Origin of the sequence: Escherichia sp. WS2035 (assembly GCF_046487065.1) — a bacterium.
In the GTDB taxonomy this organism is placed as follows: domain Bacteria; phylum Pseudomonadota; class Gammaproteobacteria; order Enterobacterales; family Enterobacteriaceae; genus Escherichia; species Escherichia coli.
In genome coordinates this window covers 15,372-40,287 of sequence record NZ_JBJQKD010000024.1, presented here as the reverse complement: position 1 = coordinate 40,287, position 24,916 = coordinate 15,372, and the positions used below count along the sequence as shown (strand labels likewise).

General features: G+C 48.3%; 25 protein-coding genes and 3 pseudogenes. 14 read left to right on the top strand and 14 right to left on the bottom strand.

The window, feature by feature from the left end; genetic code table 11:
- The first annotated feature begins 80 nt into the window (after positions 1-80).
- Positions 81-1,541 (top strand): mannitol dehydrogenase family protein, encoded by a 1,461-nt coding sequence (locus tag ACJHX4_RS25145; RefSeq protein WP_000526709.1) that lies wholly within the window; start codon positions 81-83, stop codon positions 1,539-1,541.
- A gap of 35 nt (positions 1,542-1,576) precedes the next feature.
- Here the strand turns inward: ACJHX4_RS25145 and ydfZ are convergent, their stop codons facing one another.
- The 3 genes from ydfZ to ydfG all read right to left on the bottom strand — a co-directional run bounded on the left by ydfZ (position 1,577) and on the right by ydfG (position 3,478).
- A complete protein-coding gene (gene ydfZ / locus ACJHX4_RS25140) occupies positions 1,577-1,780 on the bottom strand; it encodes a putative selenium delivery protein YdfZ (RefSeq protein ID WP_000214712.1) in 204 nt (67 codons plus the stop codon).
- A 176-nt stretch (positions 1,781-1,956) separates the two neighbouring features.
- Positions 1,957-2,643 (bottom strand): DNA-binding transcriptional regulator rspR, encoded by a 687-nt coding sequence (gene rspR, locus ACJHX4_RS25135; RefSeq protein WP_000215549.1) that lies wholly within the window; start codon positions 2,641-2,643, stop codon positions 1,957-1,959.
- A gap of 88 nt (positions 2,644-2,731) precedes the next feature.
- The gene (ydfG, locus tag ACJHX4_RS25130; protein ID WP_001296081.1) at positions 2,732-3,478 is read right to left on the bottom strand and encodes a bifunctional NADP-dependent 3-hydroxy acid dehydrogenase/3-hydroxypropionate dehydrogenase YdfG; all 747 of its coding nucleotides are present in this window, start codon (positions 3,476-3,478) and stop codon (positions 2,732-2,734) included.
- 136 nt (positions 3,479-3,614) lie between these two features.
- On the opposite strand from ydfG, the gene dcp reads away from it, so the two are divergent.
- Positions 3,615-5,660 carry a peptidyl-dipeptidase Dcp gene (dcp, locus tag ACJHX4_RS25125; RefSeq protein ID WP_001296080.1) on the top strand — a complete coding sequence of 682 codons (2,046 nt, stop codon included), beginning with the start codon at positions 3,615-3,617 and terminating at the stop codon, positions 5,658-5,660.
- 44 nt (positions 5,661-5,704) lie between these two features.
- Here the strand turns inward: dcp and ACJHX4_RS25120 are convergent.
- A pseudogene (locus ACJHX4_RS25120) lies at positions 5,705-5,785 on the bottom strand (hypothetical protein); the annotation flags it as partial.
- 38 nt (positions 5,786-5,823) lie between these two features.
- Between ACJHX4_RS25120 and ACJHX4_RS25115 the strand changes: the two are divergent.
- Positions 5,824-5,913 (top strand): annotated as a pseudogene (locus ACJHX4_RS25115) (TIGR00156 family protein); the annotation flags it as partial.
- A gap of 253 nt (positions 5,914-6,166) precedes the next feature.
- The gene (gene dgcZ, locus ACJHX4_RS25110) at positions 6,167-7,057 is read left to right on the top strand and encodes a diguanylate cyclase DgcZ (protein ID WP_000592832.1); all 891 of its coding nucleotides are present in this window, start codon (positions 6,167-6,169) and stop codon (positions 7,055-7,057) included.
- 114 nt (positions 7,058-7,171) lie between these two features.
- Here dgcZ and mgtT read toward each other — a convergent pair whose 3' ends face one another.
- The 3 genes from mgtT to ydeE all read right to left on the bottom strand — a co-directional run bounded on the left by mgtT (position 7,172) and on the right by ydeE (position 8,685).
- The gene (mgtT, locus tag ACJHX4_RS25105) at positions 7,172-7,276 is read right to left on the bottom strand and encodes a protein MgtT (RefSeq protein WP_211180496.1); all 105 of its coding nucleotides are present in this window, start codon (positions 7,274-7,276) and stop codon (positions 7,172-7,174) included.
- Positions 7,276-7,371 carry a protein MgtS gene (mgtS, locus tag ACJHX4_RS25100; RefSeq protein WP_000901367.1) on the bottom strand — a complete coding sequence of 32 codons (96 nt, stop codon included), beginning with the start codon at positions 7,369-7,371 and terminating at the stop codon, positions 7,276-7,278. The genes mgtT and mgtS overlap by 1 nt, the downstream gene beginning before the upstream one ends.
- A 126-nt stretch (positions 7,372-7,497) precedes the next feature.
- On the bottom strand, positions 7,498-8,685 hold the full coding sequence (ydeE, locus tag ACJHX4_RS25095; protein ID WP_001054182.1) for an efflux MFS transporter YdeE: 1,188 nt from the start codon (positions 8,683-8,685) through the stop codon (positions 7,498-7,500).
- 194 nt (positions 8,686-8,879) lie between these two features.
- Here ydeE and eamA point away from each other — a divergent pair, with 194 nt between their 5' ends.
- On the top strand, positions 8,880-9,779 hold the full coding sequence (gene eamA / locus ACJHX4_RS25090) for an O-acetylserine/cysteine exporter (protein ID WP_000087236.1): 900 nt from the start codon (positions 8,880-8,882) through the stop codon (positions 9,777-9,779).
- 30 nt (positions 9,780-9,809) lie between these two features.
- Here the strand turns inward: eamA and marB are convergent, their stop codons facing one another.
- From marB to marR, 3 genes are read right to left on the bottom strand one after another with little or no spacing between them, the layout of a single operon-like run.
- Positions 9,810-10,028: a multiple antibiotic resistance protein MarB gene (gene marB, locus ACJHX4_RS25085; protein WP_000803536.1), complete on the bottom strand. Its 219-nt coding sequence runs from the start codon at positions 10,026-10,028 to the stop codon at positions 9,810-9,812.
- A 31-nt stretch (positions 10,029-10,059) separates the two neighbouring features.
- Positions 10,060-10,443: an MDR efflux pump AcrAB transcriptional activator MarA gene (gene marA / locus ACJHX4_RS25080; protein ID WP_000091198.1), complete on the bottom strand. Its 384-nt coding sequence runs from the start codon at positions 10,441-10,443 to the stop codon at positions 10,060-10,062.
- Between the two features lie 20 nt (positions 10,444-10,463).
- Positions 10,464-10,898, bottom strand: a complete 435-nt coding sequence (gene marR, locus ACJHX4_RS25075; RefSeq protein ID WP_000843419.1) for a multiple antibiotic resistance transcriptional regulator MarR — start codon at positions 10,896-10,898, stop codon at positions 10,464-10,466.
- 211 nt (positions 10,899-11,109) lie between these two features.
- On the opposite strand from marR, the gene marC reads away from it, so the two are divergent.
- Complete coding sequence (gene marC / locus ACJHX4_RS25070; RefSeq protein WP_000885036.1) at positions 11,110-11,775, top strand: NAAT family transporter MarC; 666 nt, start codon at positions 11,110-11,112, stop codon at positions 11,773-11,775.
- A 24-nt stretch (positions 11,776-11,799) separates the two neighbouring features.
- Here marC and ydeA read toward each other — a convergent pair whose 3' ends face one another.
- The 3 genes and pseudogenes from ydeA to ptrR all read right to left on the bottom strand — a co-directional run bounded on the left by ydeA (position 11,800) and on the right by ptrR (position 14,210).
- A complete protein-coding gene (gene ydeA, locus ACJHX4_RS25065) occupies positions 11,800-12,990 on the bottom strand; it encodes an L-arabinose MFS transporter (protein WP_000210776.1) in 1,191 nt (396 codons plus the stop codon).
- 159 nt (positions 12,991-13,149) lie between these two features.
- Positions 13,150-13,251, bottom strand: a pseudogene (gene yneK, locus ACJHX4_RS25060) (putative protein YneK); the annotation flags it as partial.
- A 77-nt stretch (positions 13,252-13,328) separates the two neighbouring features.
- The gene (gene ptrR, locus ACJHX4_RS25055) at positions 13,329-14,210 is read right to left on the bottom strand and encodes a putrescine utilization regulator PtrR (RefSeq protein ID WP_000366508.1); all 882 of its coding nucleotides are present in this window, start codon (positions 14,208-14,210) and stop codon (positions 13,329-13,331) included.
- A 100-nt stretch (positions 14,211-14,310) separates the two neighbouring features.
- Here ptrR and sad point away from each other — a divergent pair, with 100 nt between their 5' ends.
- The 6 genes from sad (at position 14,311) to ACJHX4_RS25025 (ending at position 21,394) form a co-directional block, all read left to right on the top strand.
- On the top strand, positions 14,311-15,699 hold the full coding sequence (gene sad / locus ACJHX4_RS25050; RefSeq protein WP_001296078.1) for a succinate-semialdehyde dehydrogenase: 1,389 nt from the start codon (positions 14,311-14,313) through the stop codon (positions 15,697-15,699).
- Between the two features lie 63 nt (positions 15,700-15,762).
- On the top strand, positions 15,763-16,689 hold the full coding sequence (gene glsB / locus ACJHX4_RS25045; RefSeq protein ID WP_000257409.1) for a glutaminase B: 927 nt from the start codon (positions 15,763-15,765) through the stop codon (positions 16,687-16,689).
- Positions 16,689-17,048: a DUF4186 domain-containing protein gene (locus ACJHX4_RS25040; protein WP_001191031.1), complete on the top strand. Its 360-nt coding sequence runs from the start codon at positions 16,689-16,691 to the stop codon at positions 17,046-17,048. Before glsB ends, ACJHX4_RS25040 begins: the two co-directional genes overlap by 1 nt.
- A gap of 138 nt (positions 17,049-17,186) precedes the next feature.
- The gene (locus ACJHX4_RS25035) at positions 17,187-18,605 is read left to right on the top strand and encodes a diguanylate cyclase (protein ID WP_000558459.1); all 1,419 of its coding nucleotides are present in this window, start codon (positions 17,187-17,189) and stop codon (positions 18,603-18,605) included.
- Between the two features lie 226 nt (positions 18,606-18,831).
- Positions 18,832-20,283 (top strand): tagaturonate reductase, encoded by a 1,452-nt coding sequence (gene uxaB / locus ACJHX4_RS25030; protein ID WP_000854638.1) that lies wholly within the window; start codon positions 18,832-18,834, stop codon positions 20,281-20,283.
- A gap of 196 nt (positions 20,284-20,479) precedes the next feature.
- Positions 20,480-21,394 carry a bestrophin family protein gene (locus ACJHX4_RS25025; protein WP_001296077.1) on the top strand — a complete coding sequence of 305 codons (915 nt, stop codon included), beginning with the start codon at positions 20,480-20,482 and terminating at the stop codon, positions 21,392-21,394.
- 3 nt (positions 21,395-21,397) lie between these two features.
- Here ACJHX4_RS25025 and tam read toward each other — a convergent pair whose 3' ends face one another.
- Positions 21,398-22,156: a trans-aconitate 2-methyltransferase gene (tam, locus tag ACJHX4_RS25020; RefSeq protein ID WP_001286537.1), complete on the bottom strand. Its 759-nt coding sequence runs from the start codon at positions 22,154-22,156 to the stop codon at positions 21,398-21,400.
- Positions 22,157-22,463: 307 nt separating this feature from the next.
- Between tam and hipB the strand changes: the two genes are divergently transcribed.
- Both hipB and hipA read left to right on the top strand, forming a co-directional pair.
- Positions 22,464-22,730 carry a type II toxin-antitoxin system antitoxin HipB gene (hipB, locus tag ACJHX4_RS25015; RefSeq protein ID WP_001296076.1) on the top strand — a complete coding sequence of 89 codons (267 nt, stop codon included), beginning with the start codon at positions 22,464-22,466 and terminating at the stop codon, positions 22,728-22,730.
- On the top strand, positions 22,730-24,052 hold the full coding sequence (hipA, locus tag ACJHX4_RS25010; RefSeq protein WP_001125411.1) for a type II toxin-antitoxin system serine/threonine protein kinase toxin HipA: 1,323 nt from the start codon (positions 22,730-22,732) through the stop codon (positions 24,050-24,052). The genes hipB and hipA overlap by 1 nt, the downstream gene beginning before the upstream one ends.
- The last annotated feature ends 864 nt before the right edge of the window (positions 24,053-24,916 follow it).

Sequence of the window (24,916 nt, the reverse complement as noted above, 5' to 3'; positions counted from 1 at the left end):
TCCCTTCTCTTACCGGAGAGGGGATTTTTATTCATATAAAAAAACATGTAGCTTGCTATATTTAATTTTAAGGAATTGTTATGGGAAATCATTTGTTATCAGCAAAAGCGACGCTCCCTGTTTATGATCGTAATAACCTGGCCCCAAGAATTGTTCATTTAGGCTTTGGTGCATTTCACCGTGCGCATCAGGGCGTGTATGCCGATATTCTTGCTACGGAACATTTCAGTGACTGGGGATATTATGAGGTCAACTTAATCGGCGGCGAACAGCAAATTGCCGATTTACAACAGCAAGATAATCTTTATACCGTTGCGGAAATGTCGGCTGATGCGTGGACGGCTCGCGTCGTTGGCGTCGTTAAAAAAGCCTTACACGTACAAATAGACGGCTTAGAAACCGTGTTGGCTGCGATGTGTGAACCGCAAATCGCGATTGTCTCTCTGACAATCACCGAAAAAGGGTATTTCCACTCTCCGGCGACCGGACAGTTAATGCTCGATCACCCGATGGTCGTTGCCGACGTGCAAAATCCCCACCAGCCGAAAACTGCAACAGGGGTGATTGTTGAGGCGCTGGCTCGCCGTAAAGCGGCAGGACTTCCCGCATTTACCGTCATGTCATGTGACAACATGCCAGAAAACGGTCATGTTATGCGTGACGTTGTCACTTCCTATGCGCAAGCCATTGATGTAAAACTGGCACAATGGATCGAAGATAACGTGACTTTCCCATCAACAATGGTGGACCGTATTGTGCCCGCAGTGACAGAGGATACGCTGGCGAAAATCGAACAACTTACCGGTGTGCGCGATCCGGCAGGCGTTGCCTGTGAACCTTTCCGCCAGTGGGTAATAGAAGATAACTTTGTTGCCGGACGTCCGGAATGGGAAAAAGCGGGAGTCGAACTGGTTAGTGATGTGCTGCCTTATGAAGAGATGAAGTTGCGCATGCTCAATGGCAGTCATTCATTCCTGGCGTATCTGGGCTATCTTGCCGGATATCAGCACATTAATGACTGCATGGAGGATGAACATTATCGTCATGCGGCGTATACCTTAATGTTGCAGGAACAAGCGCCGACGCTGAAAGTGCAGGGCGTTGATTTGCAAGATTACGCTAACCGATTAATTGAACGCTATAGCAACCCGGCGTTACGTCATCGAACCTGGCAGATTGCGATGGATGGCAGCCAGAAATTGCCACAGCGGATGTTGGATTCTGTTCGCTGGCATCTGGCGCATGACAGCAAGTTCGATCTGCTGGCGCTGGGCGTCGCGGGTTGGATGCGTTATGTCGGTGGTGTTGATGAACAGGGAAATCCGATAGAAATCAGTGACCCACTGTTACCTGTTATTCAGAAGGCAGTACAAAGTAGTGCTGAAGGGACAGCGCGCGTGCAGTCATTGTTGGCGATTAAGGCGATATTTGGTGATGATTTGCCAGATAATAGCTTGTTTACGACTAAAGTGACGGAAGCGTACTTGTCTTTATTAGCGCATGGCGCGAAAGCGACAGTGGCGAAATATTCCGTGAAGTAAAAAAAGCAATGCCGCCATCGGCGGCATTCACACGCTTAGTTCATGCCGAGACGAATCAGGTCCAGTGGTGCCAGTTTCTCTTCACAACCTTCAACAACTACGGTTTTTCCGCGGCGGATTTGCTCAGCGGTCAGACCTTCAGTATCAATCGACAGGATCTTGCCAGTGTGACCGGTGCCGCTAACCATAACACGGCTGCCAGTGGTGATTGCGTTACGGTTACGATCGTAGGTCGTCATAGGTGTTTTCTCCTTTCTGATTTACAGTCGAAGCCCACGTAACGGGCGCAATATAAATACTCCTGTCGAGTGAAATATTTTTTGTTTTTGATCAAGCTCACATCTTTTTTGATGCATGCATGAGCCATAAGTCGGGGGGAAAGACTCTCACCCCGGATGGGATGAGAGGAAATGAATTACTCTTCGCTAAACCAGTCGCTGTTTTCCTGGCGGATCTGGCGCACGGATTCGCTGATTTCCTGCAAATGTTGCGTCATTGCACGTTCTACCGCATCGCCATCACGTTTTTGCAGGGCAGAGAAAATATCAAGATGCTGGCGTAACAGCATTTCTGGTGGAGAAACGTGGTCGAAGCTCATATAGCGCACGCGATCAACGGTCGCTTTCAGGTTCTCAATGGTATCCCACGCCAGTTGACAGTCGGCAATCTGCGTCAGGAGTTGATGGAAGTTGTCATCAAGTTCAAAAAAATCATCCAGTTGCTTGCGCTCAATGGCAATGCGTTGCTGGTGAAGATTTTGTTCCAGTTGGTAGCACTGGCTTTCGGTAATCATGCTCGCCGCCCGACGCGCCACCGCGCACTCAATGGCCTGACGGATAAAACTGCCGTTGCGCACCTGGGCCATGGAAATTTTGTTGACGTAGCTGCCACGCTGCGGACGAATTTGAATCAGACCGTTTTCCGCCAGTTTAATAAAGGCTTCACGAACCGGCTGGCGTGACACATTGAAACGAACAGAAACTTCTTTTTCCGACAACGGTGTGCCTGGTGCAATCAGGCAATGGACAATGTCGCGGCGAAGAATACGATAAATCTGCTGATTGACAGGCTGTGTGGGATTAAGTTGCGTTTCGACGGTCATTCGTTCTTGCTTGTGAGTGAGTTAACTGCATGAGTCTACCACTTTTTTGTGACAAGCAATAACCCGGCAGTTACGCCGGGTATAAAAATTACTGACGGTGGACATTCAGTCCGGCATAGCTTTGGGTAACCGGCATCATTTCCAGTGTATTGATATTGACGTGAGCAGGCAGCGTTGACACCCACCAGACGGCTTCGCTGACATCTTCTGGCGTCAATGCAACGGTATTTTGATAGGTTTTTTCCGCTTTACCGTCATCGCCTTTAAAGCGGACATTGGAAAACTCGGTGCCACCCACCAGACCCGGTTCGATGTCGGTGACGCGCACCGCCGTACCATGCAGGTCCGTACGCAGATTCAGGCTAAATTGACGAACAAACGCTTTCGTCGCACCGTAAACGTTACCACCGGCATACGGCCAGCTACCTGCCGTTGAGCCAATGTTAATAATATGACCATGATTACGTTCAACCATACCCGGTAAGACGGCGCGCGTCATATATACCAGGCCTTTGTTGTTGGTATCAATCATCGTTTCCCAGTCTTCAATGCTGGCTTTATGAGCAGGCTCCATGCCCAACGCCAGGCCGGCATTGTTTACCAGGATATCAATATTGCTCCACTCGGCAGGGAGCGATGCCAGCATCTCTTCAATAGCGGCGCGGTTGCGAACGTCCAGTTGGGCGATATACAGATTATCTCCCAGTTCGTCTTTTAACTCCTGCAACCGCTCCTGGCGACGACCAGTGGCGATAACTTTATGCCCTTGTTGAATAAAACGACGAGTAATGCATTCACCAAAACCTGCCGTTGCTCCAGTTACTAAAACGATCATCTCACTGTTCCTCAACGATTTTGTGTGTCAATAACATAGCACGTGATGCTTAAGAGCGGGTAATACTGGTTTGCAAGATTGCACTCCGTTATCAGTAAGCCTACGCTATGGAACACCTCGCGTTCAGGAGAAGAAAATGACAACAATGAATCCTTTCCTTGTGCAAAGCACACTGCCGTATCTGGCTCCCCATTTTGATCAAATTGCCAATCATCACTATCGCCCGGCATTCGATGAGGGAATGCAGCAAAAGCGGGCAGAAATTGCTGCCATCGCGCTTAACCCGCAAACACCTGATTTCAACAATACTATTCTGGCACTGGAACAAAGCGGAGAATTACTTACCCGCGTTACCAGCGTCTTTTTTGCGATGACTGCGGCGCATACCAATGATGAATTACAGCGTCTTGATGAACAGTTTTCCGCTGAACTGGCGGAACTTGCGAATGATATCTATCTGAACGGGGAATTATTCGCGCGGGTAGATGCTGTCTGGCAACGCCGTGAATCCCTGGGGCTTGATAGTGAATCCATCCGCCTGGTGGAGGTGATTCATCAACGTTTTGTCCTTGCCGGAGCCAAACTTGAGCAAGCTGATAAAGCAAAATTAAAAGTACTGAATACAGAAGCTGCGACCCTGACCAGCCAGTTTAACCAGCGGTTACTGGCAGCAAATAAATCCGGCGGTCTGGTTGTGAACGATATCGCGCAGCTGGCAGGAATGAGTGAACAAGAGATTGCGCTGGCGGCAGAGGCGGCTCGCGAGAAAGGTCTGGATAACAACTGGCTGATTCCGCTGCTGAATACCACCCAGCAACCAGCGCTTGCTGAACTGCGCGATCGCGCGACGCGTGAAAAACTGTTTACTGCGGGCTGGAGGCGAGCGGAAAAAAATGATGCCAATGATACCCGCGCTATCATTCAACGTCTGGTGGAGATCCGCGCGCAGCAGGCGAAACTGCTTGGTTTTCCTCATTATGCCGCATGGAAAATCGCCGATCAGATGGCAAAAACGCCAGAAGCAGCGCTCAACTTTATGCGGGAAATTGTTCCAGCGGCGCGTCAACGTGCGAGCGATGAATTAGCCTCCATACAGGCGGTTATCGATAAGCAGCAGGGCGGGTTTAGCGCGCAGCCGTGGGACTGGGCATTTTATGCCGAGCAGGTAAGACGTGAGAAATTCGATCTCGATGAAGCGCAGCTCAAGCCATATTTTGAATTAAACACGGTGTTGAATGAAGGCGTATTCTGGACTGCGAATCAGCTCTTCGGTATTAAGTTTGTCGAACGTTTTGATATTCCTGTCTACCATCCTGACGTTCGTGTGTGGGAAATTTTTGATCATAATGGCGTGGGGCTGGCGTTATTTTACGGTGATTTCTTCGCCCGTGATTCAAAAAGCGGCGGCGCATGGATGGGCAATTTTGTTGAGCAATCAACGCTGAATGAAACGCACCCGGTAATTTATAACGTCTGCAATTATCAGAAACCCGCTGCCGGTGAGCCTGCGTTGTTACTCTGGGATGATGTAATAACCTTATTCCATGAATTTGGTCATACGCTGCACGGCCTTTTTGCCCGCCAGCGTTATGCCACGCTTTCCGGCACCAACACGCCGCGTGATTTTGTCGAATTTCCGTCGCAAATCAACGAACACTGGGCAACACATCCGCAGGTATTCGCTCGCTACGCCCGGCATTATCAGAGCGGGACCGCAATGCCTGACGAACTTCAACAGAAAATGCGTAATGCCAGCCTGTTCAATAAAGGGTATGAGATGAGCGAACTGCTTAGCGCCGCACTTCTCGATATGCGCTGGCATTGCCTGGAAGAAAACGAAGCAATGCAGGATGTCGATGATTTCGAATTGCGGGCGCTGGTGGCGGAAAATATGGATCTTCCTGCTATACCGCCACGCTATCGCAGCAGTTATTTCGCCCATATTTTTGGTGGCGGATATGCCGCAGGTTATTACGCTTATCTGTGGACGCAAATGTTGGCCGATGATGGTTACCAGTGGTTTGTTGAGCAGGGCGGATTAACGCGTGAAAATGGGCGGCGTTTTCGCGAGGCGATTCTTTCCAGAGGTAACAGCGAAGATCTGGAACGCCTGTACCGACAATGGCGCGGTAAGGCACCTCAGATTATGCCGATGTTGCAACATCGTGGCTTGAACGTATAAACACCACCAATGGCTGGCCTGGATTTATCGCCAGACCAGCCTCGTTATAGCAGTAATTGCAGCCGCTGGGCGAGGGCAAACTTCACCGCTAATGCGAATGCCGTTTCGCAGTCGCCAGCAAAATTACTTTTTTTGTATACTCTTCCGTTATAATAATTTTCAAATTCAGCCGGACCAGATGATCAACATTAGCGGCAGTCTGGATAAGAAAAGCGCGCCGGCCGTCGTTCGGGTCACTCATTTGCAGAAATAAAAATAAATTAGCCTGATGGCCTGAACTACTGGGCCATTAGGGTATTGGGTTATGCTATTTGTCATCCTTTTAATTGCGATAATGCAGAGTTAATTTATAGAATTAAACACTTTTTTATCTGCTGATTTTGTTTTAAATCACAATGTTATCTCAGAGATGCTCATAACTTCGGATTTCTATGAAAATATTGACGTAATTTTGCTTTTCTCTCGTTAGAATAGCGCGCACAAGGAACTGTGAAAAAGGAGTGGCAATGATCAAGAAGACAACGGAAATTGATGCCATCTTGTTAAATCTCAATAAGGCTATCGATGCCCACTACCAGTGGCTGGTAAGTATGTTTCACAGCGTGGTCGCGAGAGATGCCAGTAAGCCAGAAATAACGGATAACCATTCTTATGGACTGTGCCAGTTTGGTCGGTGGATTGATCATCTGGGGCCACTCGATAACGATGAATTACCTTACGTTCGGCTAATGGATTCTGCCCATCAACATATGCATAACTGTGGTCGGGAATTAATGCTGGCTATTGTTGAAAATCACTGGCAGGACGCGCATTTCGACGCTTTTCAGGAAGGGTTGCTTTCTTTTACTGCGGCATTAACCGATTACAAAATTTATTTGCTTACGGTCCGTAGCAATATGGATGTTCTGACGGGATTGCCGGGTCGTCGGGTTCTTGATGAATCCTTCGATCATCAGTTACGCAATGCTGAACCTCTGAATCTTTATTTAATGTTGTTGGATATAGACCGATTTAAATTGGTTAATGATACCTACGGGCATTTAATCGGCGATGTAGTATTACGCACCCTCGCAACTTACTTAGCCAGTTGGACGCGCGATTACGAAACGGTTTATCGCTACGGGGGCGAAGAATTTATCATTATTGTCAAAGCGACTAATGATGAAGAAGCATGTCGTGCAGGTGTCAGAATTTGCCAGTTAGTCGATAACCATGCCATCACACATTCTGAAGGGCATATCAACATTACCGTGACTGCTGGTGTGAGTCGTGCATTTCCTGAAGAGCCTCTGGATGTGGTCATTGGAAGAGCGGACAGGGCAATGTATGAGGGTAAGCAAACCGGAAGGAATCGCTGCATGTTTATTGACGAACAAAATGTGATTAACCGAGTTTAAGCTCCGTTTAACATTCATTGAGAAAACTGATGCTACTGTGTCAACGATCCGTTATCAGTGCAGGAAAATGCCTGTTAGCGTAAAAGCAAAACACAAATCTATCCATGCAAGCATTCACCGCCGGTTTACTGGCGGTTTTTTTTCGCCGTCATAAAAATCAGGCCCCTTGTACACAACTGTAACAAGGGGCCGGTTAGGTGAGGGATTATCTCCGTTCATTAGTCATCCCATTTGTGGCTGAAATACGCGGCCAGAAACCCAGAAAATAAAATTATTCCCAGTACGGCCATAAAAACATTCATATTACCCAGCATTATTTGCCTCCGTTTATGGTGTGGTGTGTTTCCTCGCTTACCTTAATTTTCATCTCAATGAGAAAGATATTAGCAGAGGTAACCTAAACGAAGGCTGAATTAAATTCTTATTGTGTTCGACTTAAATCAACAAAGCGCGGGCTGCCCCCACGGTCTTGCACGAATTCCTTTTAACATCAGCACCCACGCAACAACGATCACCAACGCTAAGATGATAAACAGCGAGAAAGGCGGCAGACTGGTAAGTACTATGCCACTCACTAATGGGTTAATCGCAGCACCAAGCCAGCCTAAAGACTGGGCGGAAAAATAGCTGGCTTTCATTCCTGGCGGCGCAATATGGTCAATCAACATATACTCGCCCGGCGCATAAATGATTTCACCGACAGTAAATACCGCAGCTGACATACCCCACATTAGCAGGCTGTTGCCGGAAAAAATAAAACCGACCAGCCCGATGACGAAACAGAAGGTGCCTGCTGTCATCAGCGCGCGGATGTTAGCCGGGTTAAGGCGGCGGCCTACGGAATATTGCAACGTAACTACCATGGCAGCATTCACCGGAAGAACAACCGCGACCACCTTTTCGGCAAAATCACCATCAGCAATCACCATCACATATTGTGAAATGCATGAAGCAAATGCGCCGCTAACAAAAGAAGCCAGAAAGCCAGAGCAGGTAAACCACAACAGTGCTTTATCTTGTAATAAAACTTTCGGCGACCAGACACTGCCTGTTTCCGTGGCGATGATTTTCTCGCTGCGCTTTACCCAAATTTGAATGAAAAGCATGGGAAACGCGGAACAGATAGCTGCCAGCCAGAAGGGCAGATTGATGCTCTGCATCACCAACAGCGTGCCGAGTGGCGGACCGATGGTCCAGCCAATGTTGAGCATGGTGTAGTTGATTGAGAAAATCTTCGTTTTGCTGGTGGACGAAAGATTGTCGGCAAACCAGGCTTTCAGCACGGTAGCAAAAACGGAGTAGGCGCAGTTAATAAGGGCAAAAAAGAGCACCACCAGCGTCACGTTATTCACTAAAGGAATGGCAATAAAACCGCTAGCGAAGGCGGTAATTGCCAGTAACATATAGCGTTTCTTGTCGAACTTATCCGCCAGGATACCAAAACCGAGGCTAAAAACGACGCCAATAGTGAGCGCAATTGTCATCGCATAACCGATTAGATCGACACTCAGGCTGTACTGGCGACTCAAGTAAATGGTCATAAACGGCAGCGTAGCGCCGCGTCCGATGGTTAATAACAACGACGAGGCAAGAAGGGCGCTGGTAGAGCGTCGTAGGGATAAGTTCATTTGTCTGTCCGGCAGTGCGTTTCGTTATGTTTTGTTTTAGAGATGTAAAGGAATAGCATGGCAAAAATCCGAAGTATAGCGACTTATTTGCGCATTAATGCCGTCGTAAACGGTGACTAACGAATCAACTGTTAAAGAAAAGTAAATTCAGCTAAGTTGATTGCTTACAAAAGATGAAATTCAGAGGCGGTAGAATGTCGCGAAAAGATGGGGTGTTGGCGCTACTGGTAGTGGTTGTATGGGGGCTAAATTTTGTGGTCATCAAAGTGGGGCTTCATAACATGCCACCGCTGATGCTGGCCGGTTTGCGCTTTATGCTGGTTGCTTTCCCGGCCATCTTTTTTGTCGCACGACCGAAAGTACCACTGAATTTGCTGCTGGGGTATGGATTAACCATCAGTTTTGCGCAGTTTGCTTTTCTGTTCTGCGCCATTAACTTTGGTATGCCTGCTGGACTGGCTTCGCTGGTGTTACAGGCACAGGCGTTTTTTACTATCGTGCTTGGCGCGTTTACTTTCGGTGAGCGACTGCATGGCAAACAATTGACGGGGATCGCCTTAGCGATTTTTGGCGTACTGGTGTTAATCGAAGATAGTCTGAACGGTCAGCATGTGGCGATGCTCGGCTTTATGTTGACCCTGGCGGCAGCATTTAGTTGGGCGTGTGGCAACATCTTCAATAAAAAGATCATGTCGCACGCAACGCGTCCGGCGGTGATGTCGCTGGTAATCTGGAGCGCATTAATCCCAATCATTCCCTTCTTTGCTGCCTCGCTGATTCTCGATGGTTCCGCAACCATGATTCACAGTCTGGTTACTATCGATATGACCACCATCTTGTCTCTGATGTATCTGGCATTTGTAGCGACAATTGTTGGTTATGGGATCTGGGGAACACTGCTTGGACGCTATGAAACCTGGCGGGTTGCACCGTTATCGTTACTGGTGCCTGTAGTTGGACTGGCAAGTGCGGCACTATTGCTGGATGAACGCTTAACGGGTCTGCAATTTTTCGGTGCGGTGCTCATTATGACCGGGCTGTATATCAATGTATTTGGCTTGCGGTGGCGTAAAGCGGTAAAAGTGGGAAGTTAATAAGCCCCGAGATGTCGGGGCCAGAACAAACTACATAGCGTGTTGATTATAATAGGGCACGCCGAGCGCATCCGACTTATCACTGCCAGTACCCATGTGATTTAAATCAAACGGTGGTTGTTCCTGCGATGGGGGAACAACCACGACATTGCCACAGGAAGTAACAACCGGCTGCGTGGTTTGTTCCGCAACGCCCTGCGCAGAAAAGAGAATAAGCGCAGTTGCTATTGCGGATAAAAGTGGTTTCATGATTGCCTCAGTGACGTTGTCACGTTATCAACTAGTTGTTGTAATGATTTAATGGATGTAAAAAGCGCGATTCACCCTGCATATTGGTCATCCGGTATTTATGCGGCGGAACATCAAAGTAATTTTTGAAGGTTCGGGTCAGAGTTTGTTGGGACTCGAAGCCATATCGTTCTGCCAGATAGAGTATCGGCTCGTTACTTTCCTTCAGCTTTTGCGCGATTTCCGTCATCTTACGGCTACGGATGTATTGGCCTAATGAATGACCGGTTTCTTTTTTAAACATCCGTTGCAGGTGCCATTTGGAGTAACCCGAACGCTCTGACACTTTCTCCAGTGACAGTGGCGATTCCAGGTTGTCCTCGATCCAGTCCAAAATGCTATGAATGGTAATAGCGTCAGTATTGCGTCTGGACATCGTCATACCTCTTTTTTCGTTTACGGCAGGACTTTCTTAAGCAAATGCTCAAGTGTTGCCACTTCGTCCGCCGTCAGGTTTTTTGTTAATTCTTGATGCAGGTCCTGGCCAACTAATTGATGGCATTGTTCACATATTGCCGCGCCGCTGGTGGTAAGTTTTACCAGTACGCCGCGCTTATCATTCGGGTTCGGCAACCTTTCCACCCAGCCTTTACAGACCAGGCGATCCAGCATACGGGTCAGTGCCCCCAGGTCGACCGACAACACTTTTTTCAGTTCAACCGGAGTAATACACGCCGCGCAGCGGATAGAGCAGAGCACCTTAAACTGTGCCGCGGTAATATCCAGCGGAGACAGATACTCGTTAAGCAGGCGATCTTTCTTCTGATTAACCATATGGATTAAACGACCCAATGGAATAATTTCATTGAACAGATCGCTGGTACTTTTCACATTAGTTGCCCTGGCAAGTAATTAGTTGCAGGGGATAATATTGCCCAGGCAAGTATAAGTCAAATGAATGAATTGACCGATGCCACGTTTTGCTAAATCGGTTCAAGTTTTGGTCAATGCGATGCAAGGTTAGCTAAAGAGTGACACTTTATCCTTGTTTACCCCTTATACTTTTCGCTGATAAACCAGATACACAGGATAACAACCACCAATGTTAGATTTGTTTAAAGCAATAGGCCTGGGGCTGGTGGTGTTACTGCCGTTAGCTAACCCATTAACAACTGTCGCGTTATTTCTTGGCCTGGCAGGCAACATGAACAGTGCCGAACGTAATCGTCAGTCGTTGATGGCCTCGGTGTACGTATTTGCCATCATGATGGTGGCGTATTACGCCGGGCAACTGGTGATGGATACATTTGGCATTTCGATTCCCGGTCTGCGAATTGCAGGCGGTTTGATCGTCGCGTTTATCGGTTTTCGGATGCTCTTTCCGCAACAGAAAGCGATTGATTCACCGGAAGTGAAAAGCAAGTCGGAAGAGCTGGAAGATGAACCCAGTGCCAATATTGCTTTTGTACCACTGGCAATGCCAAGTACCGCCGGTCCGGGAACCATTGCGATGATTATTAGCTCGGCCTCCACAGTGCGTCAGAGTTCAACCTTCGCTGATTGGGTACTGATGGTTGCGCCGCCGCTGATCTTTTTCCTGGTGGCGGTTATTTTGTGGGGAAGTCTACGCAGCTCTGGCGCAATTATGCGGCTGGTGGGCAAGGGTGGTATTGAAGCGATCTCCCGTCTGATGGGATTCCTGCTGGTATGTATGGGCGTGCAGTTTATTATTAACGGCATCCTGGAAATCATTAAAACGTATCATTAAAAAAGGCCCGAATGGGCCTTTCAACTATTGCGTCTGTTCTTCGAGTGTCACTGGCCAGCGGCGAAAAATGATGATTGACCATATTAACGCAGCAAAAGCAGGCACCGCGCCCACATAACCAATCATCGACATTGACCAGTGCAGACTCACCTGATTACCTACCAACGCACCCGCGCCGATTCCAATATTAAATATCCCGGAGAATAGCGCCATCGCGACGTCGGTGGCATCTGGTGCCAGCGCCAGCACTTTAACCTGCATACCAAGCCCGATGATCATCATCGCGATCCCCCAGAAAATACTCAGCACCCCGAGGTGTATTTCACTGTTCGCCGCAGGTAGCAGCAGTGCCAGGCACACCAGCAATAGCGCAATCGCTGTACTCACCAACGCAGACGCATACTGATTACCCAGTTTACCGAAAATCACGCTGCCAATAATGCCCGCACCACCGAGTAATAACAGTAATGCCGTGGCAAAGTTGGCGCTGAATCCCGCAATGTTTTGTACAAAAGGCTCGATATAGCTGTATGCCGTGTAATGGGCGGTGACAACCACCACAGTTAACAAATAAATGCTCATCAATGCCGGGCGGCGGAACAATAGCGGGAGGCTTTTCAATGAACCGGAATGCTCACTGGGCAGCAAGGGAAGTAACTTAATCAGGCACAAAAGGGTAAGAAGCGCCCCGATACCAATCGCGAAGAAGGTCATTCGCCAGCCAAAATACTGCCCCACAATGCGCCCGAGAGGTAAACCTAATACCATTGCCAGTGCTGTACCGGTGGCAATTAAACTCAATGCCTGTGCTCGCTTCCCGGCCGGAGCCATACGGATCGCCAGAGACGCCGTAATCGACCAGAAAATCGCATGTGCAAAAGCCACACCAATGCGACTGATCACCAGAACGGTAAAACTCCACGATAAAAACGACAGTACGTGGCTGGCAATAAACACCACAAACAGGCAGATCAGTAATTTGCGGCGTTCAACCTGGCTGGTCATTAACATAAAAGGCAATGACATTAGCGCCACTACCCATGCATAAATTGTCAACATGATGCCGACCTGAGCGGTTTGCATGTGAAAACTATGCGCAATGTCAGAGAGCAGGCCAACAGGGACAAATTCGGTGGTATTGAAGATAAAGGCGGCGACTGCCAGCGTAACGACCCGTAGCCACGCTACTTTGCGGGAAACAGTGTTTGTTGTCATAACAGATTATCGGGTGAGTTGCGAAAAAGTGATGAAATGATCTTAAAACGGTTAATGATGTGAATACAATGCATTTGTGATCTGGATCGCATTTCCATCTCTCTGACGGTTGTTCTGTCACGCATCAGAGAGTTGTTAACATCACATTTTAATGACGATCAGGAAGGGGGCCTGTTCTTCTTTTACTTGAGGTGCAATATTACGAACGGGAAAATCATCAGGAAGAGATATGTAATTGCTGATGCTTACTGGCGTAACCATATTTGCCCCATATAGTCATAAGTCATTGGAACATCACTATATAGAGCATATTAGCCGCATGAACTATCAAAAATAGCTCATTGGTAACCCTGTTTTGCCGAGTCAGGCGCATCCAGCAGTTGAATAAATGCCTCAAGCGGACGCGTTTTCGCACCACGACGCCAGACCAGCCAGGTTGTTAACCAACGCCATTGCTCAGCTAACGGCCACGATTCAACCTGGTGATGCCCCGGCATACTTTCCAGCATAGAGCGTGGAATAAGCGCAATGCCTGCTCCTGCGACCACACAGGCCAACATCCCGTGATAAGACTCCATCTCGTGAATAGTTCCCGGAGCGGCACCGTCAGCATGAAACCAGCTTTCGAAGTGGCGACGATACGAACAATTGGCGCGGAAGGCATAAATGTTACTGCCATTCACCTGACTGGCACGGGTTACTGGCGCATGTCCTTGTGGCGTGACGATCATCAGTTCCTCGCGGTATACCGGTATCCCGTCGATGGCAGTATGGTTAATGGGTCCATCAATAAACGCCGCATTCAGTTTTCCCTCCAGCACACCTTCCAGCATAGTGCCGGAAGGGCCGGTGGAAAGTGAAAACTGAATTTTGGGATAACGACGGTTAAATTCCGCCAGCGTGGCCGGAATGCGCACTGCAGCGGTGCTTTCCAGCGATCCCAGAGAAAATAAACCTTGCGGCTCATCGCCAGCGACAACGCTCCGCGCTTCATCCACTAATGCGAGAATTTGTTGGCTATAGCGTAAAAAGTTATGCCCGGCAGGCGAGAGACGTAAACGCTGATTCTCGCGAATAAACAGATCAACCCCCAGTTCTGTTTCCAGCTGACGTAGACGGGTAGTGAGATTCGACGGCACGCGATGCACTTTTGCTGCAGCCTGGGTAATGCTGCCAGCTTCGGCAACCGCGTTGAACATCTCCAGTTGGGTCAGATCCATGGCATTCTCGATTCGTGAATAAGTGGCTTAATATTATTCATTTTAAAGCAAGAGTAAATCTGCGTATCTTCATACCATGACTCATAAAGGAGATACCCCGATGACCATTACTCCGGCAACTCATGCAATTTCGATAAATCCTGCCACCGGTGAACAACTTTCTGTGCTGCCGTGGGCTGGTGTTGACGATATCGAAAACGCACTTCAGCTGGCGGCAGCAGGCTTTCGCGACTGGCGCGAGACAAATATAGATTATCGTGCTGAAAAACTGCGTGATATCGGTAAGGCTCTGCGCGCCCGTAGCGAAGAAATGGCGCAAATGATCACCCGTGAAATGGGCAAACCAATCAACCAGGCGCGCGCTGAAGTGGCGAAATCGGCGAATTTGTGTGACTGGTATGCAGAACATGGTCCGGCAATGCTGAAGGCAGAACCTACGCTGGTGGAAAATCAGCAGGCGGTTATTGAGTATCGACCGTTGGGGACGATTCTGGCGATTATGCCGTGGAATTTTCCGTTATGGCAGGTGATGCGTGGCGCTGTTCCCATCATTCTTGCTGGTAACGGCTACTTACTTAAACATGCGCCGAATGTGATGGGCTGTGCACAGCTCGTTGCCCAGGTGTTTAAAGATGCGGGTATCCCACAAGGCGTATATGGCTGGCTGAATGCCGACAACGACGGTGTCAGTCAGATGATTAAAGATTCGCGCATTGCTGCTGTCACAGTGACCGGAAGTGTTCGTGCTGGAGCGGCTATTGGCGCACAGGCTGGAGCGGCACTGAAAAAATGCGTACTGGAACTGGGTGGTTCGGATCCGTTTATTGTGCTTAACGATGCCGATCTGGAACTGGCGGTGAAAGCGGCGGTAGCCGGACGTTATCAGAATACCGGACAGGTTTGTGCAGCGGCAAAACGCTTTATCATCGAAGAGGGAATTGCTTCGGCATTTACCGAACGTTTTGTGGCAGCTGCGGCAGCCTTGAAAATGGGCGATCCCCGTGATGAAGACAACGCTCTCGGACCAATGGCTCGTTTTGATTTACGTGATGAGCTGCATCATCAGGTGGAAAAAACACTGGCGCAGGGTGCGCGTTTGTTACTGGGCGGGGAAAAGATGGCTGGGGCAGGTAACTACTATCCGCCAACGGTTCTGGCGAATGTTACCCCAGAAATGACCGCGTTTCGGGAAGAAATGTTTGGCCCCGTTGCGGCAATCACCATTGCGAAAGATGCAGAACATGCGCTGGAACTGGCTAATGATAGTGAGTTCGGCCTTTCAGCGACCATTTTCACCACCGACGAAACACAGGCCAGACAGATGGCGGCACGTCTGGAATGCGGTGGGGTGTTTATCAATGGTTATTGTGCCAGCGATGCGCGAGTCGCCTTTGGTGGCGTGAAGAAGAGTGGCTTTGGTCGTGAGCTTTCCCATTTCGGCTTACACGAATTCTGTAATATCCAGACGGTGTGGAAAGACCGGGTCTGACGCTATATATTCAGCTCTGATATACTCGCAGGTCTTTTCAGACCTGCGGTCCAGGAGTAGAAAGTGGCAGTCGCCATGGATAATGCAATTTTAGAAAACATCTTGCGGCAAGTGCGGCCGCTCATTGGTCAGGGTAAAGTCGCGGATTATATTCCGGCGCTGGCTACGGTAGACGGTTCCCGCTTGGGGATTGCTATCTGTACCGTTGACGGACAGCTTTTTCAGGCCGGAGACGCGCAAGAACGTTTTTCCATTCAGTCTATTTCCAAAGTGCTGAGTCTCGTTGTCGCCATGCGTCATTACTCCGAAGAGGAAATCTGGCAACGCGTCGGCAAAGATCCGTCTGGATCACCATTCAATTCTTTAGTGCAACTGGAAATGGAGCAGGGTATTCCGCGTAATCCGTTTATTAATGCCGGTGCGCTGGTGGTCTGCGATATGTTGCAAGGGCGATTAAGCGCACCTCGGCAACGTATGCTGGAAGTCGTGCGCGGCTTAAGTGGTGTGTCTGATATTTCCTACGATACGGTGGTAGCGCGTTCCGAATTTGAACATTCCGCGCGAAATGCGGCTATCGCCTGGCTGATGAAGTCGTTTGGCAATTTCCATCATGACGTGACAACCGTTCTGCAAAACTACTTTCATTACTGCGCTCTGAAAATGAGCTGTGTAGAGCTGGCCCGGACGTTTGTCTTTCTGGCGAATCAGGGGAAAGCTATTCATATTGATGAACCTGTGGTGACGCCAATGCAGGCGCGGCAAATTAACGCGCTGATGGCGACCAGCGGTATGTACCAGAACGCGGGGGAGTTTGCCTGGCGGGTGGGACTACCGGCAAAATCTGGCGTTGGTGGCGGTATTGTGGCGATTGTTCCGCATGAAATGGCCATCGCTGTCTGGAGTCCGGAACTGGATGATGCCGGTAACTCGCTTGCGGGCATTGCCGTCCTTGAACAATTGACGAAACAATTAGGGCGTTCAGTTTATTAATGCAGTCTCTCGATCCACTCTTCGCGCGTTTATCCCGTTCAAAATTTCGCTCTCGCTTTCGTTTGGGTGTGAAAGAGCGTCAGTATTGTCTGGAGAAAGGCGCGCCAGTCATTGAACAACATGCGGCAGATTTTGTCGCTAAACGTCTTGCTCCGGCATTACCGGCTAACGACGGTAAGCAAACCCCCATGCGCGGGCATCCGGTTTTTATCGCTCAACACGCCACCGCGACCTGTTGTCGCGGTTGTCTGGCTAAGTGGCATAACATTCCTCAGGGGGAAGCGTTAAGTGAGGAGCAACAACGTTATATTGTGACGGTAATCTATCACTGGCTGGTTATACAGATGAATCAGCCATGATAATTACGGAAATCGATAAAATGGCATTCATTAGGTATCTTTAGTTGCCGCCGTTGTCAGCGAACATGCTATCCTTTCTAAGAATTTACTTATTGCGTTGAGATAATTGCCACCCGCAATTGTATGGACAGATAATTAATGCATGTACAGCCCATTTCAACTTTCCGTTTGTTCCAGGAAGGTCATCTGCTACGTAATAGCATCGCTATTTTTGTGCTAACCACGCTGTTCTATTTTATTGGTGCAGAGTTACGGCTGGTTCACGAACTTTCTCTTTTCTGGCCGCTGAATGGCGTAATGGCGGGGGTGTTTGCCCGCTATGTCTGGCTTAATCGACTGCATTACTATGCGATCAGTTATGTGGCGATGCTGGTTTATGATGCCATAACCACCGAATGGGGGCTGGTTTCACTGGCTATCAATTTCTCCAATATGATGTTTATTGTTACCGTCGCCTTACTGGTCGCGCGGGATAAGCGTCTGGGAAAAAATAAGTATGAGCCAGTAAGTGCCTTACGGTTATTTAATTACTGTCTGCTTGCCGCATTATTATGCGCTATTGTCGGGGCGATTGGTTCGGTCAGTATTGATACTCTGGATTTCTGGCCTTTGCTTGCCGACTGGTTTAGTGAGCAATTCTCAACGGGCGTGTTGATCGTGCCTTGTATGCTGACGTTGGCAATTCCTGGAGTGCTGCCGCGCTTTAAAGCAGAGCAGATGATGCCTGCTATCGCGCTTATTGTGTCGGTTATTGCCTCGGTAGTCATTGGCGGAGCGGGGAGTCTGGCGTTTCCGCTCCCTGCATTAATCTGGTGTGCAGTGCGCTATACGCCGCAAGTAACATGTCTGTTGACCTTTGTCACCGGCGCTGTGGAAGTCGTACTGGTGGCAAATTCGGTGATTGATATCTCGGTCGGTTCGCCGTTCTCCATTCCGCAAATGTTCTCCGCACGTCTCGGTATTGCCACGATGGCGATATGCCCAATTATGGTTTCCTTTAGCGTGGCAGCGATCAATTCGCTAATGAAGCAAGTTGCGCTGCGAGCCGATTTTGATTTTCTGACCCAGGTTTACTCACGGTCCGGTCTTTATGAGGCGCTGAAAAGTCCATCGCTGAAACAGACACAACATCTGACGGTCATGCTGCTTGATATCGACTATTTCAAAAGCATTAACGATAACTATGGACATGAATGTGGCGATAAAGTGTTAAGCGTGTTTGCCCAGCATATTCAGAAGATTGTCGGTGATAAGGGGCTGGTGGCGCGAATGGGCGGCGAAGAATTTGCTGTTGCAGTGCCGTCTGTGAATCCTGTCGATGGCCTGCTAATGGCGGAAAAAATCCGTAAAGGCGTTGAACTGCAACCGTTCACCTGGCAACAAAAAACGCTTTATCTCACGGTAAGTATTGGCGTCGGTAGTGGTTGCGCATCGTACCGAACGCTGACCGATGACTTTAATAAATTGATGGTCGAAGCCGATACGTGTCTGTATCGCTCGAAGAAAGATGGGCGCAACCGTACCAGCACTATGCGTTACGGTGAGGAAGTTGTCTGACATCTTTATTTACTCAGAGCGAATTAAATGCAATGTGTTCTACCACTTTATGATCCAAGAAAAGGCCTGTTTCCTCGATTAAACCATGATCCGCGCCACACTTTTCTCATAAAACTGCTCATTAATCATCAGGAGTTGATCAAAACAGGGGTTCGACGTATTAAAGTTTGCTAACCTGTCGTACCAATTCAAACAGGTTGTATGACTAATCAGAAGGGAACCCATTGTGAAAACACTAAATCGTCGCGATTTTCCCGGTGCACAGTATCCAGAACGTATCATTCAGTTTGGTGAAGGTAACTTCCTGCGCGCCTTTGTTGACTGGCAAATCGATCTCCTGAATGAGCACACCGATCTGAATTCTGGCGTGGTCGTTGTTCGTCCGATTGAAACTTCATTCCCGCCGTCACTGAGCACGCAGGATGGTCTGTATACCACCATTATCCGTGGCCTGAATGAGAAGGGTGAAGCGGTCAGCGACGCGCGTCTGATTCGCTCGGTTAATCGTGAAATCAGCGTCTATAGTGAATACGATGAATTCCTGAAACTGGCTCACAACCCGGAAATGCGCTTTGTTTTCTCTAACACCACCGAAGCGGGTATCAGCTACCATGCGGGCGATAAATTCGATGACGCGCCAGCGGTAAGTTATCCGGCAAAACTGACCCGTCTGCTGTTCGAACGTTTTAGCCATTTCAACGGTGCGCTGGATAAAGGTTGGATCATCATCCCGTGTGAGTTGATTGACTATAATGGCGACGCGTTGCGTGAACTGGTGCTGCGCTATGCGCAAGAGTGGGCATTGCCTGAAGCATTTATTCAATGGCTGGATCAGGCTAACAGCTTCTGTTCTACGCTGGTGGACCGTATCGTTACCGGTTATCCGCGTGATGAAGTGGCTAAACTGGAAGAAGAACTGGGCTACCACGATGGTTTCCTCGACACCGCTGAACACTTTTACCTGTTTGTGATTCAGGGGCCGAAATCCTTAGCGACTGAACTTCGTCTGGACAAATATCCGCTTAACGTGCTGATCGTTGACGATATTAAACCGTATAAAGAACGCAAAGTGGCAATCCTCAACGGTGCGCACACCGCGCTGGTGCCGGTGGCGTTCCAGGCAGGGCTGGATACCGTAGGTGAAGCGATGAACGATGCTGAAATTTGCGCATTCGTTGAAAAAGCCATCTACGAAGAAATTATTCCGGTACTGGATTTGCCACGCGATGAGCTGGAGTCTTTCGCCAGTGCAGTCACCGGACGTTTCCGTAACCCGTACATCAAGCATCAACTGCTGTCTATCGCGCTCAACGGTATGACCAAGTTCCGCACACGCATCCTGCCGCAGCTGCTGGCAGGGCAGAAGGCAAACGGCACACTTCCGGCGCGCCTTACTTTCGCATTAGCGGCATTGATTGCGTTCTATCGCGGTGTGCGTAATGGAGAAACATATCCGGTACAGGACGATGCACACTGGCTGGAACGTTATCAGCAACTCTGGAGCCAGTATCGTGACCGTGTTATCGGGACCCAGGAACTGGTAGCGATTGTGTTGGCAGAAAAAGACCACTGGGAGCAGGACCTGACGCAAGTGCCTGGTCTGGTCGAGCAGGTTGCTAATGACCTGGATGCGATTCTCGAAAAAGGGATGCGCGAAGCTGTACGCCCGTTGTGCTAATACTCTGAACCCGGTTTCGACCGGGTTTCTTATTCCGCTATATTAGTTACAACATTCTATATGCCTTTATCATTAACAGGTGCCACATGCAGCACCTGTTAATGTTGTAATCTTGTAGGTAATTTGTAAGTAGTATCTTGAGAATGTGATCATAATCACGTTTAATAGGGCGACTTTTCCACGCCTGAAGATAACCATGATTGTTCGTCCACAACAACACTGGCTGCGCCGTATTTTTGTCTGGCACGGTTCAGTATTATCCAAGATATCCTCGCGCTTACTACTCAATTTTCTCTTTTCGATCGCTGTTATTTTCATGCTGCCCTGGTACACGCATTTGGGCATTAAATTCACCCTCGCACCGTTCAGCATTCTCGGTGTCGCCATCGCCATTTTTCTTGGTTTTCGTAATAATGCCGGTTACGCCCGTTACGTTGAAGCGCGAAAACTTTGGGGGCAGTTGATGATTGCCTCGCGGTCGTTACTGCGCGAGGTAAAAACGACATTACCGGATTCGGCAAGTGTAAGGGAGTTTGCCCGGCTGCAAATCGTCTTCGCCCACTGTTTACGCATGACATTACGCAAACAGCCACAGGCAGAAGTGCTGGCTCATTATCTCAAGACTGAAGATCTTCAGCGTGTACTGGCTTCTAACTCTCCAGCTAACCGCATCTTGTTAATAATGGGGGAGTGGTTGGCGGTTCAGCGACGCAATGGACAACTTTCAGATATCCTGTTTATTAGCCTCAACGATCGGCTTAATGATATTTCAGCGGTCCTGGCAGGATGCGAGCGCATTGCCTATACGCCAATTCCCTTTGCCTACACCCTGATTTTGCATCGCACCGTGTATCTGTTTTGTATCATGTTGCCGTTTGCGCTGGTCGTGGACCTGCATTACATGACGCCTTTTATCTCTGTGCTGATTTCCTACACTTTTATTTCGCTGGATTGTCTGGCGGAAGAACTGGAAGATCCCTTCGGTACTGAAAACAATGATTTACCGCTGGATGCCATCTGCAACGCTATTGAAATTGACCTGTTACAGATGAATGATGAAGCAGAAATTCCAGCGAAAATTCTTCCCGATCGCCATTACCAGCTGACGTGATAATTACTCCGTACGGCGGGCAACAATAAACAGACGCGGAAATGCCAGCAATATCTGTCCGTTCTCCTGGAGGGGATATTGCTCTTCCAGCATCTGATGGTAGCGCGTAAGAAAATGCTGCTGTTCGCTCTCGGTCAGATCCTGTAACCACGGACGTAATCCAGTGGCGGTCACCCAATCGATAATCGCCTGGTGCGACGGCATCTGGTGATAGTAAGTGGTTCGCCAGATATCGACCTCACATCCGGCTTCACTCAGAATATCGTAGTAAGCATGAACGCCAGCCAGCGGCTCACGCCCGCGATCCGGATAATTTTGTTCCCAGGCGACTTCGCGCATGAGCACATGGGTTGGCTCTAGCCAGTTATCTGGCATCTGTATTGCCAACACACCATGCGAATTAAGTAACGAAACCAAATGAGGAAACAATTCGTAGTGGTCGGGCAGCCATTGCAGTGAGGCATTAGCAAAAATCAGATCGAGTGCCTGTTCCGGTTGCCAGTTGCGGATATCTGCTTCCACAAACAGGCAGTCTGGCAAAGCACTGCGCGCTTCAGCAATCATCGCCGGAGATGAGTCGATGCCCGTTATCCTGGCAGCAGGCCAACGTTGGTGTAGAAGGGCGGTGATGTTACCTGGGCCACAGCCAAGATCGGCAATGTATTCGATATTCTCCAGCGGCACCCTGGCAAGCAGCTCCACCGCCGGACGCGATCGTTCAGCGGCAAAGTGCAGATATAAAGAGGGGTTCCAGTCAGACATTTTTTTACTCCCGTCAGCGCGTTACCCCAATTGTAGATAAAACTGATAAATTCGCCTCACGGCATCACCCCATTGAACAGACGTTTTTTACGCGGCCCGGTCATTAAGATTACAGATTCCGGTAGTCAAAGAAGCCACCGCATTAGGATGTGCTTTTTTAAATCCTCCTTTTTATCCGCGATCGCGGATATCGCAGCGTTTATCCCGTAGAGCGGATAAGATGTGTTTCCAGATTGACTTTATCCTCACTAAAGGATAAAACTGATAATATCCCCTTAAGCGGATAAATTTGCTGTGGACGTATGACATGATGAGCTTTCAGAAGATCTATAGCCCAACGCAATTGGCGAATGCAATGAAACTGGTTCGCCAGCAAAACGGCTGGACGCAGAGCGAGTTGGCGAAAAAAATCGGCATTAAGCAGGCGACAATTTCCAATTTCGAAAACAATCCTGACAATACCTCGCTCACGACATTTTTTAAGATTTTACAGTCGCTTGAACTCTCAATGACGCTATGCGACGCGAAAAATGCCTCGCCAGAAGCAACAGAACAGCAAGATCTGGAGTGGTAATGCCTAAACTAGTCACTTGGATGAACAACCAGCGGGTAGGCGAGTTAACGAAGTTAGCCAACGGCGCGCACACCTTTAAGTATGCAGCTGAGTGGTTAGCCAGCCGTTATGCCAGACCGTTGTCACTTTCGCTGCCATTGCAGAGGGGGAATATCACCTCTGATGCCGTATTTAACTTCTTCGATAACCTGTTACCCGATAGCCCGATTGTACGTGACCGGATCGTTAAACGTTATCATGCTAAATCCAGACAACCGTTTGATTTATTGTCAGAAATAGGGCGAGACAGCGTTGGTGCCGTGACGTTAATCCCCGAAGATGAAACCGTAACGTGTCCGATAATGGCATGGGAAAAGCTTACTGAAGCCAGACTTGAAGAAGTATTAACGGCTTATAAAGCAGATATCCCGTTAGGCATGATTAGAGAAGAAAATGACTTTCGCATCTCGGTTGCTGGCGCACAGGAGAAGACTGCGCTGCTCAGAATAGGCAATGACTGGTGCATTCCGAAGGGAATAACGCCAACGACGCACATTATCAAATTGCCGATTGGCGAAATCAGACAGCCCAATGCGACGCTCGATCTTAGCCAAAGCGTTGATAATGAGTATTACTGTTTGCTGCTGGCGAAAGAACTCGGGTTGAATGTTCCGGACGCAGAAATCATTAAAGCGGGAAGGGTGCGCGCGTTAGCGGTCGAACGTTTTGACAGGCGTTGGAATACTGAGCGAACGGTTTTACTTCGCTTGCCACAGGAGGATATGTGCCAGACATTCGGTTTACCTTCATCGGTGAAATATGAATCAGATGGAGGCCCCGGTATCGCGCAAATTATGGCTTTTTTGATGGGGTCCAGCGAGGCGCTGAAAGATCGCTATGATTTTATGAAGTTTCAGGTCTTCCAGTGGTTGATTGGCGCAACGGATGGCCATGCAAAAAACTTCTCCGTATTTATTCAGGCTGGCGGCAGTTATCGGCTCACACCATTTTACGACATCATTTCGGCATTTCCGGTCCTTGGCGGTACGGGAATACACATCAGCGATCTCAAACTGGCAATGGGGCTTAACGCATCCAAAGGCAAAAAAACGGCAATCGATAAAATTTATCCGCGACATTTTCTGGCGACAGCAAAGGTGCTGAAATTCCCGGAAGTGCAGATGCATGAAATCCTGAGTGACTTTGCCAGAATGATTCCGGCAGCACTGGATAACGTGAAGACTTCATTACCGACAGATTTTCCGGAGAACGTGGTGACGGCAGTTGAAACCAATGTGTTGAGGTTGCACGATCGGTTAAGCCGAGAATACGGTATTAAGTAAGATATGGGGTTTTGGTCGTTGTTAATGAGCAGAACAATCATGAACCGCCAACGACTGGATTCGCCCTTGGTTTATATTGGTGCGCATAATGTATATTATGTTAAATTGATTATGAAGGTCCTTTACTTCACCATTCACATCCACACACAGATAAATCAATACGTTGTGATTTCTGACTTCCCTCCCGTTTCGGTAGAAAAATCAACCTCTGTTCAGTGATGGCACACCATAGACCATGAGCTGGATAATTGCGTTGTTTACAGCAGCCAGCGCTTTGATGGCACTATATCCCTCACGCTTCTGAATATAATTCATAGCGCCGTGTAATTATCTTTAATCTCAAGTTAGCTAATCTCAGCATATCGTGTTGATATGCAATGTGAAATACAGAGAACAGTGACTACAGCTGATGGAGGAAGCTATTTCCGATATTCGTCAACTTCCAAATATATCGTTTAAAACAGGTATCAGATATGAAAGCACTACTAATTACTGCATTATTCATGGGATTCAGTTAGTTTCACCAGGCAAACATTAACCATAGCTAATGTTTATAGCCATATAAACTATTAGTACCTCTTGACCTTTCCTGACACTTCCCTTGTTCGCAATAATATTCTGTTTAGTCGCTGTTTATAAATAACATGCATAATGAAATCGTCATGTTATTTAGCGACATAAAATGTTTTTACAAATACTCTCTACAACAAGTGCAGCAATAAAATTGTTGTGAATAGGTGTCCTTGTAATTTAAAGATATTATCATTCTTCGTGAAATGTAATAACCATGGAAACTATATTCTCAGGGCAACATCCAATCAAGAATGATTCTTGTTTTATAAGCAATAACAGAATAACTTAATT

Excerpts from the sequence above, each read along its gene's own strand:
- ACJHX4_RS25145 (WP_000526709.1), top strand. The coding sequence starts at position 81 with ATGGGAAATCATTTGTTATCAGCAAAAGCGACGCTCCCTGTTTATGAT.
- ydfZ (WP_000214712.1), bottom strand. The coding sequence starts at position 1,780 with ATGACGACCTACGATCGTAACCGTAACGCAATCACCACTGGCAGCCGT.
- rspR (WP_000215549.1), bottom strand. The coding sequence starts at position 2,643 with ATGACCGTCGAAACGCAACTTAATCCCACACAGCCTGTCAATCAGCAG.
- ydfG (WP_001296081.1), bottom strand. The coding sequence starts at position 3,478 with ATGATCGTTTTAGTAACTGGAGCAACGGCAGGTTTTGGTGAATGCATT.
- dcp (WP_001296080.1), top strand. The coding sequence starts at position 3,615 with ATGACAACAATGAATCCTTTCCTTGTGCAAAGCACACTGCCGTATCTG.
- dgcZ (WP_000592832.1), top strand. The coding sequence starts at position 6,167 with ATGATCAAGAAGACAACGGAAATTGATGCCATCTTGTTAAATCTCAAT.
- mgtT (WP_211180496.1), bottom strand. The coding sequence starts at position 7,276 with ATGAACGGAGATAATCCCTCACCTAACCGGCCCCTTGTTACAGTTGTG.
- mgtS (WP_000901367.1), bottom strand. The coding sequence starts at position 7,371 with ATGCTGGGTAATATGAATGTTTTTATGGCCGTACTGGGAATAATTTTA.
- ydeE (WP_001054182.1), bottom strand. The coding sequence starts at position 8,685 with ATGAACTTATCCCTACGACGCTCTACCAGCGCCCTTCTTGCCTCGTCG.
- eamA (WP_000087236.1), top strand. The coding sequence starts at position 8,880 with ATGTCGCGAAAAGATGGGGTGTTGGCGCTACTGGTAGTGGTTGTATGG.
- marB (WP_000803536.1), bottom strand. The coding sequence starts at position 10,028 with ATGAAACCACTTTTATCCGCAATAGCAACTGCGCTTATTCTCTTTTCT.
- marA (WP_000091198.1), bottom strand. The coding sequence starts at position 10,443 with ATGTCCAGACGCAATACTGACGCTATTACCATTCATAGCATTTTGGAC.
- marC (WP_000885036.1), top strand. The coding sequence starts at position 11,110 with ATGTTAGATTTGTTTAAAGCAATAGGCCTGGGGCTGGTGGTGTTACTG.
- ydeA (WP_000210776.1), bottom strand. The coding sequence starts at position 12,990 with ATGACAACAAACACTGTTTCCCGCAAAGTAGCGTGGCTACGGGTCGTT.
- ptrR (WP_000366508.1), bottom strand. The coding sequence starts at position 14,210 with ATGGATCTGACCCAACTGGAGATGTTCAACGCGGTTGCCGAAGCTGGC.
- sad (WP_001296078.1), top strand. The coding sequence starts at position 14,311 with ATGACCATTACTCCGGCAACTCATGCAATTTCGATAAATCCTGCCACC.
- ACJHX4_RS25040 (WP_001191031.1), top strand. The coding sequence starts at position 16,689 with ATGCAGTCTCTCGATCCACTCTTCGCGCGTTTATCCCGTTCAAAATTT.
- ACJHX4_RS25035 (WP_000558459.1), top strand. The coding sequence starts at position 17,187 with ATGCATGTACAGCCCATTTCAACTTTCCGTTTGTTCCAGGAAGGTCAT.
- ACJHX4_RS25025 (WP_001296077.1), top strand. The coding sequence starts at position 20,480 with ATGATTGTTCGTCCACAACAACACTGGCTGCGCCGTATTTTTGTCTGG.
- tam (WP_001286537.1), bottom strand. The coding sequence starts at position 22,156 with ATGTCTGACTGGAACCCCTCTTTATATCTGCACTTTGCCGCTGAACGA.
- hipB (WP_001296076.1), top strand. The coding sequence starts at position 22,464 with ATGATGAGCTTTCAGAAGATCTATAGCCCAACGCAATTGGCGAATGCA.
- hipA (WP_001125411.1), top strand. The coding sequence starts at position 22,730 with ATGCCTAAACTAGTCACTTGGATGAACAACCAGCGGGTAGGCGAGTTA.